The following is a 12,968-nucleotide window of genomic DNA, read 5'->3' as shown; positions in this document are numbered from 1 at the left end:
GCTTTTTTGCACCTGAAACGTTGGCGAGGCATTGCTACTCGATATGCAAAAACTACAACATCTTTTCTGGCTGCTGTGCAAATTCGTTGCATTGCTATTTGGTGTACTGTTTTGACCTGATCTTGTGTAGACACTATTTAACGAAACGGAAGCACCATTGTTCCGGTTTTGTTGAGGCTCCTTTTATTTTTCCTCGGAAAGGAGAACAAGAGATGATTTTTCGCATATGAGCGTTGCAGGCGCATTCACTTAACCAAAAGCGATAGGTTTGGAAGTTAAGGCAGGAATCGGTGGGTTCTGCCCCACCGCCCAACAGCTTACAGACAAAACCTGTAACGGGGTTATCATCAATAGCTAATGGTTCTACCAAGAACTCTGCAAAAAGGAGGAATTATATGGATCAATTCGGCAAATCGGTTTGCTTTTACTTTGTAGGCAAAAAGAAAAGCCGTAGGAAATCGAAGTTTCCTACGGCCAATCTTAAAAAACAAAAATATCCTTATTAGAATGGGACTAAAACGCGGCCCGGTTTTTCATCGGGTTTCCCGGCGCAGAGCCGGGTGTTTTCCGCACTGCTCTCAGCAGTCTTTCTCGTAACGCATGTATGCGACATCCCAGCCCATGGAGTACTCGTATGCAGCACACGCTTTTACAAGATAGTTCAGAAAATTCTTTTTCATAACAGTACCCTCCTTTAAAGGTATCTCTAAAATTTCCCGTCCCTCAATCGGACGGCTTCCGTGTCCCCTTTCCCTTGGGACATTTTTATTATATGCCGTCATTTTGCATAAATCAATAGCTTTATTATTGTGATATTGCACAAACTTTCTGTTCTTTGTCAAAGCCGTGTACCCTTATAAAATGATGTTTTTTTCACAATGTATCTGAAAACCCGCCCAGCAGGCCGTGTACATAATTGACAAAAATATAACTATATTATCGTCATATTGACGAATTTCCTGGAAATCTTTTTGCCTTTTGCAAAATCAGTTCCTTCATATGCCCTTTCTTATGTTCGTGAAATTTTTTCTGTTTAGCCTTCGATTGCAATTCCAGTGCATCCTTTCTCCATGATCTGCCTTTTTTCGAAGTGCATATTCTTCCCGACGGCGGCGCACCCTAGTTTTAAAAGGAGTGGAACACCATGGACGATCAAACTGTTCTATTGCTCAACGAGGTCGTAAAGAATGCCGAGATGGGCAAAAATACCGTCACTCAGCTTTTGGGCATCACTGATGACGAACGCCTGAAGATACACCTGAACCGCCAGCTGGCCACATACGAGGATCTTTCCAAACGGGCCAATGCAATGCTGGCCGTGGAGGGCGAACAGGCCGAAGGCCAGAATGCTTTTACAAAGCTGAATGCCAAAATGGGTGTAAAAATACAGACGATATACGATAAGTCTCCCCGCAAAATCGCGGAGATGCTCATTGAAGGCAGCCATGTGGGCGTTACAGATATGACCATTGCCATCAAGGACGCACCCGACGCGAACCCGGGCGCTATCGCACTGGCTCAGCGCCTGCAGCATGCCGAAAATGAATATGCCGGAGAATTGAACGTATTTCTGTAAGCACTCAAACAGCCGCAGGCTGTATTTTCGGCCGGAACCATCCTATGGCTGCCGTGAAAGAACAAAAACAACTGCCGCATCGGAAATTCCAGTGCGGCAGTTCTGTTTTTCAATTTTTACAGACGGAAGGCGCTCACGCCTTCAGATACTCGTCCATATACTGAAAATAAAATTCCCAGTCCTCGCGCTGGACGTCATGCCATCCGGCACGGTTGTGATAGCCCATGGCCCCGCTCCAGCAAGCCTGGCCCGCATGGGGCTGCGTTTCGCCCTCAGCCACGCAGCCGTCCGGCAGTACGTCCAGCCCGTACAGCGCAAAGGCCGGGCGGCTGGCCATCAGGCTGTTCCATGCGCCCTGCGGATCGGCCCAGAGGTCTCCCTCCGCACAAGCCACATATACCCGTCGCGGTGCGATGCAGGCCAGCAGCAAGTGCTGGTCCACAGGCAAGGAGGCGGCGTCCGCTCCATATTCCTTATATTTTGTGCAGAACCAGTGGGGAAACAGAGCATTGATGGATTTCAGTGTCTCGCCGCGGTTTTCCCGCGTGAGACTGGCGCCCGTGTTCCCGGAATCGTTGGAGATCACAAGCGCGATACGTTCATCGTTGGCTCCTGCCCAAACCGCCGTCTTGCCCAGGCGTGAATGACCGATATCCGCAATGCGCGCCGCGTCCACATCCGCGTCCTGCACAAGATAATCCACGCCGCGCATAATGCCGAAGGCCCACGCGCCCACGGCCTTGAACTCCGGCTCGTCAAACAGCGAAATTACACGGCTGCTGTAAGCCTTGGCGTCATCCGGGGCAAAATCGTTGCACCAAATAGTGGCCACGCCGTAACCACGTGCCACAGCTTCTTCAATGGCCCAACGCTCCGCTTTTCCGCCGCGTTCCTCTTCCAGCACGGCCGCGTCCTTTTTGCCGGCGTAAGAGGGCAGGATGGCCGGATCATCCAGCACCGTGTGGTTGCCGTTGAAGTTCAGCCCCACCACAACGGGCGCGGGCCGGCCGGAATTGGGCAGATACAGCAGAAGCAGCGCATCGGAGGAGCCTTTGTCCGTTGTGACAGTGAGCTTCACCTGACGGCGCAGGGCCGCGCCGTCCAGTGCTTCGCCTTCCTCCATAACCTCAAAAGACATTTCGAAGCCATTCTTCGGCAGCACACCATACACATGCTTCTCAAACAGGTCCAGCACCTCCGCCCGGCGCAAAGCCATATCCTCCGGCGTTTCCACTCCCGTTCCGTCCTGCAGCGCCAGCACCTCGGGCAGTGTGGAATAATCCCGCTCGCCGCTCACGACATAGGCCCGCATGGGGTCCGAAAGCTCCAGCTGGAAGTTACTGGTCATGGCCACCATGTTCGGCCAGGGCAGCATGCTGTGCATCCACAGCACAAGGCCCCCCGCCGTCAGCACCAGAACCAGCACGATGCCCAGGGGGATATACCACCAATGGAATTTTTTCCTCTGCTTCTCTTTCACCCGCACAAAACTCCTTTTACCCAAGATCCATGATTTTACAATAAAGGATTTTTGAGTATTTTCCATTGTTTTTATTGCGAATCAACAGGGAAAAACGTACTTTTTCACAATCCCTGATCAACAGAAGCCCCGCTGCCGGCCGGCAGCGGGGCTTCTGTGTTTCGGTTCGTTTTACAACACGGCCCGGCGCAGCAGCGCGGGGCGGCAGGCACGCAGGTTCCGGCGCACGCCCAAGAGGCCATATAGATGGGCCATCTCCAATGTGGCGCAGATCTTATCCGCCAGGCTCACCATATAGGACTCCTTATAATAGGGCAAAGGCGCGGTCAGCGGCCACATGTGCTTGCCGATGATGTCCTCTTCCATGGGGGACAGGCCGAAGGCGCGCGCATTTTCCAGCGCGAGCTGCGGATGGATGACCAGCCGCCGGAAGCGCCCGACGTCTGTCTCCTCCCATTTTTGCAGATACAGGTCGTGCAACAGCCCTGCACGGGCAGCGGCGCGGTAATCCAGCCCGAAAATGCGGCACAGCGTAAAACCCACATAAGCCACGAACAGGCAATGGTCATAGCAGCTGACGCCTTTGACATGCTGGGGAATGGCGTCCATCGCGCGCACCATTGGCTCGTCCTCCAGCCCGTTCAGGCAGGCGGCGAACAGCGCGCGGTTCTCTTCTTTCCACTGCATCGGAATCACCTCTTTGTCGTTTGCGCACAGCCCACAGCGGGCGTGCAGCCGGGGCGTTTTGCCCCTGTGCTTATGATACGAGAAAAAAGCCGGATTATCTACAAGAAAATGTTACCGCATACAAACCTTTTACCTAGATTTGAAAAAGGCGCGTTTTGCCGCGGACGGGCCGCCGCAAAACACGCCGTGATTCAGAGCCGGGAAATCAGGTCCTCACAGATACGCGCCGCCGTAGTGCAGTATTCCGTAATATCGAATTCCTTCACCACCAGCGTGTCATAAGCTTCTTCGTCGGCATTGTCGCTCATGGCGCGCAACACCACGCAGGGAACACCGTATTTTGCCGCCACGTGGGCCACGGCCGCGCCCTCCATCTCCACACAGTCCGGCGCACAATCAGCCGCAATGGCGTTTTTGGTGGCGCTGTCGCCCACAAAGGTGTCGCCTGTGGCGATCTTGCCGACAATATATTTTACGCCCGCATCCGTGCAGGCCTGCTCGGCGGCGGCCACAAGCACAGGGTCTGCCGCAAACTCCTTCAAATACGGGAACGTATCTGAAATCATTTCACGGTCTGCGTCATGGTACACCAGCGTGCCGCCGATGACAACGTCGCCCACGCCGATCTTATCCGTCATATTGCCCGCAATGCCCGAAAATACCAGCGCTTTTGCGCCGAATCTTGCAATGAGAAGCTGCGCCGCGCAGGCCGCGTTTACCTTGCCGATGCCCGCGCAGCAAAGCGCCACACGGCGTCCCTGCAGCAGGCCTGTGTAAAACGTCACGCCCGCAACGGTTTCCTCCCCCTTGTCTGTCATACGCTCACACAAAAGCGCAATTTCTTCCCGCATGGCACCCATCAGGCCGATGATCTTTTCCATAGCGGTGCCTCCTCACACATTGAACAGGAACTCAATGATGTCCCCGTCCTGCACCACATATTCCTTGCCCTCGGTGCGCTGCAGGCCCTTGGCCTTCACGTTGGCCATGCTGTAACCGCAGGCGGCGAGGTCGTCGTATTTCACCACGCTGGCGCGGATGAAGCCGCGCTCAAAATCGGAATGGATCTTCCCTGCGGCCTGAGGGGCCTTGGTACCGCGGCGGATGGTCCAGGCGCGGCATTCCTTTTTACCGTCCGTCAAAAAGCTGATAAGTCCCAGCAGGCCGTAGCTGGCCTTGATGAGGTTGTCCAGGCCCGTGGCCTCAATGCCCATCTCCGCCAGGAATTCCTTTTTCTCCTCGGGCGTGTAATCCGCGATATCCTCCTCGGTTTTGGCACAAATGGGGATGCACTCCGCGCCTTCGTCCAGGGCCAGCTTTTTCACGGTCTGGTAATGCGGATTGCCCAGCATTCCCTCCATCAGATCGTCCTCGCTCATATTGGCCGCATAGATGACAGGCTTTGCCGTCAACAGGCCCATTTCGCGCATCTGCAGCACCTGGTCCTCGTCGGCCTCGTCCAGCGGGAAGGTGCGCGCATTTTTGCCCGCGCCCAGATGCTCCTCCAGCGCGCTCAGCCATGCGGCGCTGGCCAGCGCCTTTTTGTCTCCGGTCTTGCCCGCCTTGGCCATACGCGCCGCACGGTTGGAAACGACCTCCAGGTCGCTCAGGATCAGCTCTGTATCAATGGTCTCAATGTCCCGCACCGGGTCCACATTGCCTTCCACATGCACAATGTCCGTGCCTTCAAAGCAGCGCACCACATGCACGATGGCGTCGCATTCGCGGATGTTGCCCAAAAATTTATTGCCCAGTCCCTCGCCTTTGGACGCACCCTTCACCAAACCGGCGATGTCCACAAATTCCACGATGGCGGGCGTTTTTTTATTGGTATCCCAAATTTCAGCCAGCTTGTCCAGCCGGGCGTCCGGCACGGGCACGACGCCGGTATTCGGGTCGATGGTGCAGAACGGATAGTTCGCCGCAGCGGCATTTTTGGTGCTGGTGATGGCGTTGAACAGCGTGCTCTTGCCGACGTTCGGCAGGCCTACGATTCCTAATTTCATAGTTCGATCTATCTCCTTAATTTTTGGCTTAGTTACGCGGTTTTGCGATTTTCTGGCGAGTGTTTCTACACCATTTTTACACCATTTTTCGCTTTTTTAGGCCGCGCTGTCAGGGTTTTTGCTGTTCCCATTCCTCTCACCCTGTTCTGAGGGGGTAATTGTCTGCTGACCTTGCTCAAATTGCCGGACACCTGCTACCAGGGATTCATCCGTTACATGAACATACCGATCCATGGTAGTCTTGATGCTTGCATGGCCCAAAAGTTTCTGGAGTGTCTTGGGCGGCATCCCGCGCTCGATGGCCCGGGTGGCATAGGTATGGCGAAGAGCGTGCATGCAGAATCGTTCAATTCCGTTCTCATCGCAGAGTTTATAGAGGTGGGTATCATAACTGCTGTTTTTTGAAGGTTCGCCAGTTCGATAATTCAGAAAAACCAGATCTCCCAAGAAAAATGTCATTTCCTTCCCGGTTCGCCGATCAATGTAAGTTAAAGTCTGGGATAACATCGGCGACTGCTTGCGGAAATCCCGGGTGGCATAGACGGCTTTCAGAATATCGTATGCACGGGTGGTCAAAGGGATGGTTCGATAGCTGGACACGGTTTTAGGTGGCCCGGCTCGCCAATCTTTTTGATTGTGCCTGAACTCAAGCGTTTTATTGACAGTTAGAGTCCGTTTTTCCCAGTCGATGGCGTCCCAGGTCAACCCAATCATCTCGCCTGTGCGTAGGCCAGTTTCCAGAATGAGTGCGTATTGGTAGAAATTGTGAGAGCTTCGGGCAGCGTCTAAAAATTTCTCCTGTTCTTCAACCGTAAGATAGTGGATATCATCCACGGCCCGCACGGGTTTTGTGTATCGCACTCCATCCATCGGGTGGGAATCAATCATTTGGTTCATCTTGGCCGATTTGAACATACTGCCCATGGCGATATATGCCTGCCGGATCGTGGAACCGGCATATTTTGCCTCCATGCGATTCAACACGATTTTGCAGTGCATGGGCTTTACATCGACCAGCCGCATATCACCAATGATGGGTTTGATGTTGAGTTCAAAGCGATCCCTGTAATTGCGCTTGGTATTGGGGGAAAGGCCCTGCAGGAGTTCTGCTTGCCAAAACTGAAACCACTCAGTTACCGTCATGTCCGGGGAGGTAAGCACCTTTCCGTGCTTATCTTGATAGCGGGCATCCTCCAACCAATTCCGTGCTTCTGGGAGGGTGGCGAAATAGCCATCCTGGCGTTTTCCACTCCTGTTTACAAACCTTGCGTAGTATTGACCATCCTTTCGCTGGCAAATGCCTTTCCCGCATTCTTTGCCTTTCAGATTTTTGCCCATAATATTGACCCCTTTTCCAGTTGCAGAAAAAGAGCCAGTGCAACACGCTAAATTATACCACAATGAGCGGTTTTTCTCAAGGTACAGTGGGCGCTCTGACTGCTCTTTTATATGGTCAGCATCTTACTATTTCTGGAGAGCCACGAAACAAACCCTTTAAATATTGATTACCCGCTGATTTGTCTCTTATGTGCTCATGTAATTATGGGGCTCACAGAAACGTAAAAAAAGGCTGAAATCCACTCAAGTGCCTGTATAGGGCATGTGGGGATTTCAGCCTATTTTATTTTCCCTCCTCCATGGTAAATCTGGTGGAAATTTGTGAAACAGTCCCATAAATAGAATTTTCACCTAAAACACCAAGGAGGTTGCCGTAACATGAGCCTATTTTATTCAATCGATACAGATGAAGTAAAAGATGATCTGGATGACCTACGCATTGTTATTCGACCCGCAGAAGTCAGCGAACTGCTCGACCTGCATCCCAACACAGTATACCGCCTGCTGCAAAGCGGAAAACTGCCCGCATCTAAAGTTGGCGGCGCTTGGCGCATTTGCAAAAGCGACTTAATTCGGTTTGTTGAACGTAATATGTAGCCGTAACAGCACCAATCTCAAAAACATATCATCTCCACGAATAATAAAAAAAGGAGATGAGCCTATGGGTAAGATTCGGCTATTCCTACCTTAACGAAGAAAACCATCAGCACGATACTGGCTTTTGCAGTCACTGTGCTGATGGCTTTTGCTGACTGTTTTGTCAACAACAATGAATCGTAAAGGAGTAGGAAAAAGAATGGAACACGAAATATGTATCCAGTGCGGAGCAGAGGTCCGCCCGGAAGAAGCATACCATGTAGCGGGGGAGGCGGTTTGTCCATCCTGCGCCGAAACGGACACCGTGGAATGCAGTTACTGCGGCGAACGCATTTGGCGTGAAAACGATTTTGGAGACAGTGATACCGCGTTGTGTGAGGCATGCTATACCAATCACTATACGCGCTGCAGCCAATGCGGCAGACTGATCTCCTTTTCCGCAGCATACTACCAGGATGAGGACGAAGATGAGGAAACTCCCTATTGTTCAGCCTGCTATCACGAGTGCGGCGAGACCATCCATTGCTACGGCTATAAACCCGTGCCGATCTTTCACGGGAATGCTCCCATGTACATGGGGGTGGAGCTGGAGGTGGATGACGGAGGAAAGGATCCCGCCAAGGCCAAAAAGATCCTCAGCATCTTCAACCAGACGGGCGAGTTCGGATACATCAAATCCGACGGCAGCCTCGACGATGGATTGGAGCTTGTCACCCATCCCTGTACGCTGGAGGCCCACATGCATGAAGTCCCGTGGAGGGAAGCATTGGAAAAATTCAAAGCACTCGGTTACTATTCCCACCAAAGCTCGACCTGCGGGCTGCACGTGCATGTGAACCGTACATTTTTCGGAGCTGCGCAGGCAGAGCAGGATGAAAAGATCGGCCACGTCCTGTATCTGTTCGAGCGGTTCTGGCAGGAGCTGCTGCGGTTCTCCCGGCGCACACAGCGGCAGGTGGCCCAATGGGCCGCAAGATACGGATACAAGGATACCGGGCGCGAGATCATGGAGCATGCCAAGAAAGCATACCAGGGCCGGTATACCTGCGTGAACCTCACGAACACCGATACCATCGAATTCCGGATCTTCCGGGGTACGCTGAAATACAATACATTAATCGCCACATTGCAGCTGGTTGAGAAGCTGTGCAATGTGGCGGTTTCTTTGTCTGAAGAACGTCTGCAGGCACTGTCCTGGAGCGATATCATGCTTGGCATCGATCCTCAGCGCTATCCCGAGCTGGTACAGTACTTAAAAGAGCTCCGCCTGTATATCAACGCCCCTGTTTCTGCGGAATGCGAGGTGTAAGCCATGTGCGGATTGTTTGGATTCAGCGACCCGGAGCATACGCTCACACAGAAGCAGATACGCAGGCTGACAACCGCTCTCGCCACGGCAAGCGAGCAGCGCGGGACAGACGCCTCCGGTATCGCATACGTACAGGGGCAGTCCTTACGCATCTACAAGCGCCCCAGGCCAGCCCATGAGATGACCTGGCTGGTCCCGCTCCATACGACTGCCGTAATGGGACACACCCGGATGACAACGCAGGGGGATGGCACATTCAACCCGAACAACCATCCCTTCCCCGGCGTATCCGGCCAGACACGCTTTGCACTGGCACATAACGGTGTGCTGCACAACGACGATGAACTGAAAGAGCGGTATCATTTGCCCAAAACCAATATCCGGACGGACAGCTATGTGGCCGTACAACTTCTGGAGCAGGACGGACGGCTGGATGCAGAGACCATCGGAAATGCCGCGTCACTGTTGGAGGGGACCTTCTCGCTGTCCGTCCTGGACCAGTTCAACAACCTTTATCTCATAAAAGGAAACAGCCCGCTGTGCATCTACCGCTTTGAAAACGGGCTGCTCTGTTATGCGAGCACAGCGGATATTTTGAAAGAGGCCCTAAATCGATGCAGATTCCTTTCCGGCAGTAAGGAGATCATCGGCATATCCGAGGGTGATATCCTCTGTATCCGCCCGGACGGACGGCTGCAGATGAGCCGGTTCGATACCACCAACCTCAACAAACGTCTGCGCTGGTGGAACTGCGGCGATTACTATTTTTTCGAGCCAAAGCAAAACCGCATTCTCACGGACGACACGCGGACGCCGCTGGACGGGCTGCTGGAAACAGCCTGCAATATGGGATTCATCGAGGATGATATCCTCATGCTGCTGGAGGAGGGCTTCTGTGAGGAGGAGATCGAGGCGATGCTGAACAGCCCCAGCCTGTTCTACAGGACCCTGATGGAAGAGATTTACGCGCCAATGGAATACTGAAAGCAAAAAGAAAGCCCAGTGGTTTGGGCTTTCTTTTTTACAGGATGTAAGGTATTGAACTCAATGATAACGGAAAAAGATGGCCGGGGCATGGCTGGGAGGATGCGCAGACAATGAAAAAAGAATTTGCCAGTTTATTCTATAGTATGAGCGTTACGAGAGACCGCGCGGAGGTATGGAGGGACATTGTGTTCCTATGGGCAGCGGCAATCAACAACCGCGTCCATTACAAACAAAAAATCGAGGATGCTTACCTCGCAATTATTCAGAAATATACAAGGGATGAGCAGGAGCGGATCGCGGAGATGCTGGCGATCGTGGCTGCCGATATGGCCCGTAATCCGGAACAGGATTTTCTTGGCGGATTCTATATGGCGGAACGGTTGGGCAATCCTCGAAGGGGCCAGTATTTTACACCATATGATGTGGCCGATATGATGAGCCGGATCACGCTTGGGACAGCCGGTGCGGAGATAAAGCGGAAGGGGTATATCACGGTCAATGATCCAGCATGCGGGTCTGGGGTCATGCTGCTTGCTGGGGCGAACTGTTTGCGCCAGCAGAAAATCGGGGTTGAAAGCAACGTGTTGTTTGTAGGGCAGGACATCGAAACCGGCATCGGGCTGATGGCCTATGTTCAATTGTCGCTGGCCGGGTGTCCGGGCTATGTCGTGATCGGAGATTCGCTTTCCGAACCGTTGACAGGGAATGTTTTGAAAGCGCCGGACGATGCCTGGGTGACGCCGGCTTATCATGCCTTTATTTTCAAACATGTAGGAGGGACAGATTATGCTGATAGGATACGTCCGGGTCAGTACAGCCGAGCAGAATGCTGCGAGGCAGGAAGTATTGATGCAGGAGTTAGGGGCTGAGAAAGTATTTGTGGATAAGGCCAGCGGCAAAAACGTGAACAGGCCGCAGTTGAATGAGATGCTGGCCTTTGCCCGGCAGGGCGATACCATCGTGGTGGAGAGCATCAGCCGCTTTGCCCGGAACACAAAAGATCTGCTGGAGCTGATGGAAAAGCTGACGGCCAAAGGCGTCGGGTTCATCAGCAAAAAAGAAGCGATCGACACCGGGACGCCGACGGGTAAATTTATGCTGACAGTGTTTGCAGCCGTGGCGGAGCTGGAGCGTGAATACATCCTCCAGCGGCAGAGGGAGGGCATTGCCGTGGCAAAGCAGGCCGGCAAGTACAAGGGCCGCAAGCCCATCGACCGGGCCGGGCTGCAGCCTGTGCTGGAGGAATACCATAAGGGATTACTGACCGCTACACAGGCGATGCGAAAAATGGGAGTCAGCAGGAGCACGTTCTATCGGTTGCTGGCTGCTAGGTGATATTGGCATTTTTAACCTTTCCTGTACGGGGGATTATGGAGCGGTTACGTATAATTGAAACACGGAAAATGGCAAAAATCCAGCAAAAACCTTGCACCTGGAGGGCAACCATGTATCGTTACAGCAATGGCCAAATCAGCTTAGCGGATTTCAGACAGCCGGTGGGCATGAATCTGAAGGAAAGCAACCGTTGGGTAAAGAAAGCCCAGACGATCCCATGGCCGGAGATCGAGAAACGCTACGCCGCCCTATTCACAAACCGGAAAGGCAATGTGGCCAAGCCACTGCGTCTGGCCTTGGGAGCCTGCATCATTCAGGCGGAGTATGGCTATTCTGACGAGGAAACCGCGCTTCAGATTCAGGAGAACCCATATCTTCAATATTTCTGCGGGTATCCTGGCTATGATGACGAAAAGCTGCCCTTTGACCCGTCTTTGATGGTGTATTTCCGCAAGCGCCTGACGCCGGAAGTACTGGGTGAGATCAATGAGATGATCGTGCGGGACGCAAAGGAGCGTCAGGTCAAAGAAGCCGAATCCAAGGATGACGATGATTCTGACGACCAGCCGGGAACTGGTGGAAACAACGGTACTATGATCGTGGACGCCACCTGCGCGCCGTCCAATATCCGATATCCTCAGGATGTTTCTCTGCTCAATGAGGCCAGAGAAAACGCTGAAAAGCTTTTGGATGTTCTTCATGATCCCGCGGACGGAAAGAAGCCTCGAACCTACCGCAAACGCGCCCGGAAAGATTACCTGAAATACACAAGATGCCGTAAACACACCGCGAAAATGACCCGCAAAGCCATTGGAAAGCAGCTGACTTACCTCCGGCGTGACCTGAATGCCATCGATGGCAAACTGTCCCTCGGAAAAAATCTGCCCCCTCGCCAGGCGGAGCGTTTGGGCACGATCCGCGCCGTCTATGAGCAGCAGAAGTACATGTACGACAACCGTACCCACAGTGTGCCTGACCGGATCGTCAGTGTGAGCCAGCCCTTCGTTCGGCCCATTGTGCGGGGAAAAGCGGGAAAGCCGGTGGAGTTTGGCGCGAAACTGGACATCAGTGTCGTTGACGGATGGACACGGCTGGAGTGCTGTTCTTTTGACGCCTACAATGAGGCAGGAAATCTGCAGGAAATGGCAGAGCGGTTCCGAGTGCGAGAGGGGCATTACCCCAGCCGGACCTTGGCGGACAAAATCTACCGAAACCGGGAGAATCTCAGCTATTGCAAGGCGCGTGGGATCCGTCTTTCCGGCCCAGCTCTGGGACGGCCTAAAAAGGGTGAAACCAGAGACAAGGCTCAGGACTATCGGGATGAGTGCGAGCGCGTGGAAGTGGAGCGCAGATTCAGTCTGGCGAAGCGAAAATGTGGCATGGGGCTGGTCACCGCAAAGCTGCGGGAGACTGCGGCCCATGTGATCGCCATGTCCGTTCTGGTGCTGAATCTCCGCAAGATTCAGCGCGCCCTTTTGAGAATGCTCACATATCTTCTGGAGATTCTCGCTCAGAACAAAAATTGGGCACTTGTTCAGTAGACATTATTTATCAATCCATAAAACCGACAAAACTTTTTGTAAGAACTGCCAGTCACAAAAGAGGAGATCTCTTTTTCCGGAGTGACGCAAAAACGCGGATTGTGGTCTTTGC

General features: G+C 53.1%; 12 protein-coding genes and 1 pseudogene. 8 read left to right on the top strand and 5 right to left on the bottom strand.

Translation table 11 applies throughout. The annotated features are described in order from the left end of the window. Together IIY41_RS01325 and IIY41_RS01320 are read left to right on the top strand one after the other, a co-directional pair. Positions 1 to 120, top strand: a pseudogene (locus IIY41_RS01325) (IS5/IS1182 family transposase); the annotation flags it as partial. 1,024 nt (positions 121 to 1,144) lie between these two features. Further along, positions 1,145 to 1,576: a hypothetical protein gene (locus IIY41_RS01320; protein ID WP_055080447.1), complete on the top strand. Its 432-nt coding sequence runs from the start codon at positions 1,145 to 1,147 to the stop codon at positions 1,574 to 1,576. 133 nt (positions 1,577 to 1,709) lie between these two features. Here the strand turns inward: IIY41_RS01320 and IIY41_RS01315 are convergent, their stop codons facing one another. From IIY41_RS01315 to IIY41_RS01295, 5 genes are all read right to left on the bottom strand, one after another. Continuing rightward, the gene (locus tag IIY41_RS01315; RefSeq protein ID WP_154523488.1) at positions 1,710 to 3,056 is read right to left on the bottom strand and encodes a glucuronyl esterase domain-containing protein; all 1,347 of its coding nucleotides are present in this window, start codon (positions 3,054 to 3,056) and stop codon (positions 1,710 to 1,712) included. A gap of 171 nt (positions 3,057 to 3,227) precedes the next feature. Next, complete coding sequence (locus IIY41_RS01310) at positions 3,228 to 3,743, bottom strand: HDIG domain-containing metalloprotein (RefSeq protein WP_055080445.1); 516 nt, start codon at positions 3,741 to 3,743, stop codon at positions 3,228 to 3,230. Between the two features lie 191 nt (positions 3,744 to 3,934). Next, complete coding sequence (locus IIY41_RS01305; RefSeq protein ID WP_009323454.1) at positions 3,935 to 4,624, bottom strand: 5'-methylthioadenosine/adenosylhomocysteine nucleosidase; 690 nt, start codon at positions 4,622 to 4,624, stop codon at positions 3,935 to 3,937. A 12-nt stretch (positions 4,625 to 4,636) separates the two neighbouring features. Then, positions 4,637 to 5,749, bottom strand: a complete 1,113-nt coding sequence (gene ychF / locus IIY41_RS01300) for a redox-regulated ATPase YchF (RefSeq protein WP_009323455.1) — start codon at positions 5,747 to 5,749, stop codon at positions 4,637 to 4,639. Positions 5,750 to 5,845: 96 nt separating this feature from the next. Continuing rightward, positions 5,846 to 7,087 carry a tyrosine-type recombinase/integrase gene (locus IIY41_RS01295; RefSeq protein ID WP_287399315.1) on the bottom strand — a complete coding sequence of 414 codons (1,242 nt, stop codon included), beginning with the start codon at positions 7,085 to 7,087 and terminating at the stop codon, positions 5,846 to 5,848. A 378-nt stretch (positions 7,088 to 7,465) separates the two neighbouring features. Between IIY41_RS01295 and IIY41_RS01290 the strand changes: the two genes are divergently transcribed. The 6 genes from IIY41_RS01290 to IIY41_RS01265 all read left to right on the top strand — a co-directional run bounded on the left by IIY41_RS01290 (position 7,466) and on the right by IIY41_RS01265 (position 12,856). Then, complete coding sequence (locus IIY41_RS01290) at positions 7,466 to 7,684, top strand: helix-turn-helix domain-containing protein (RefSeq protein WP_287399314.1); 219 nt, start codon at positions 7,466 to 7,468, stop codon at positions 7,682 to 7,684. 199 nt (positions 7,685 to 7,883) lie between these two features. After that, positions 7,884 to 8,993, top strand: a complete 1,110-nt coding sequence (locus IIY41_RS01285) for an amidoligase family protein (RefSeq protein WP_287399312.1) — start codon at positions 7,884 to 7,886, stop codon at positions 8,991 to 8,993. 3 nt (positions 8,994 to 8,996) lie between these two features. Then, positions 8,997 to 9,977, top strand: coding sequence for a class II glutamine amidotransferase (locus tag IIY41_RS01280; RefSeq protein WP_287399311.1), 981 nt, complete (start codon positions 8,997 to 8,999; stop codon positions 9,975 to 9,977). 113 nt (positions 9,978 to 10,090) lie between these two features. Next, positions 10,091 to 10,849 carry an N-6 DNA methylase gene (locus tag IIY41_RS01275; protein WP_287399309.1) on the top strand — a complete coding sequence of 253 codons (759 nt, stop codon included), beginning with the start codon at positions 10,091 to 10,093 and terminating at the stop codon, positions 10,847 to 10,849. Then, complete coding sequence (locus IIY41_RS01270) at positions 10,767 to 11,315, top strand: recombinase family protein (protein ID WP_055079563.1); 549 nt, start codon at positions 10,767 to 10,769, stop codon at positions 11,313 to 11,315. Before IIY41_RS01275 ends, IIY41_RS01270 begins: the two co-directional genes overlap by 83 nt. 110 nt (positions 11,316 to 11,425) lie before the next feature. Next, positions 11,426 to 12,856 carry an IS5 family transposase gene (locus IIY41_RS01265; RefSeq protein WP_287399306.1) on the top strand — a complete coding sequence of 477 codons (1,431 nt, stop codon included), beginning with the start codon at positions 11,426 to 11,428 and terminating at the stop codon, positions 12,854 to 12,856. The last annotated feature ends 112 nt before the right edge of the window (positions 12,857 to 12,968 follow it).

It is taken from the genome of Ruthenibacterium sp. (assembly GCF_017421385.1).
In the GTDB taxonomy this organism is placed as follows: Bacteria; Bacillota; Clostridia; order Oscillospirales; family Ruminococcaceae; genus Ruthenibacterium; species Ruthenibacterium lactatiformans.
Note: the sequence above shows the minus strand (reverse complement) of the source record. Positions and strands in the feature narration are given on the sequence as shown.

Bases quoted from the DNA above. Each gene is read 5' to 3' on its own strand.
- IIY41_RS01305 (WP_009323454.1), bottom strand. From the start codon at position 4,624: ATGGAAAAGATCATCGGCCTGATGGGTGCCATGCGGGAAGAAATTGCG.
- IIY41_RS01320 (WP_055080447.1), top strand. From the start codon at position 1,145: ATGGACGATCAAACTGTTCTATTGCTCAACGAGGTCGTAAAGAATGCC.
- IIY41_RS01290 (WP_287399314.1), top strand. From the start codon at position 7,466: ATGAGCCTATTTTATTCAATCGATACAGATGAAGTAAAAGATGATCTG.
- IIY41_RS01310 (WP_055080445.1), bottom strand. From the start codon at position 3,743: ATGCAGTGGAAAGAAGAGAACCGCGCGCTGTTCGCCGCCTGCCTGAAC.
- IIY41_RS01275 (WP_287399309.1), top strand. From the start codon at position 10,091: ATGAAAAAAGAATTTGCCAGTTTATTCTATAGTATGAGCGTTACGAGA.
- ychF (WP_009323455.1), bottom strand. From the start codon at position 5,749: ATGAAATTAGGAATCGTAGGCCTGCCGAACGTCGGCAAGAGCACGCTG.
- IIY41_RS01265 (WP_287399306.1), top strand. From the start codon at position 11,426: ATGTATCGTTACAGCAATGGCCAAATCAGCTTAGCGGATTTCAGACAG.
- IIY41_RS01270 (WP_055079563.1), top strand. From the start codon at position 10,767: ATGCTGATAGGATACGTCCGGGTCAGTACAGCCGAGCAGAATGCTGCG.
- IIY41_RS01295 (WP_287399315.1), bottom strand. From the start codon at position 7,087: ATGGGCAAAAATCTGAAAGGCAAAGAATGCGGGAAAGGCATTTGCCAG.
- IIY41_RS01285 (WP_287399312.1), top strand. From the start codon at position 7,884: ATGGAACACGAAATATGTATCCAGTGCGGAGCAGAGGTCCGCCCGGAA.
- IIY41_RS01280 (WP_287399311.1), top strand. From the start codon at position 8,997: ATGTGCGGATTGTTTGGATTCAGCGACCCGGAGCATACGCTCACACAG.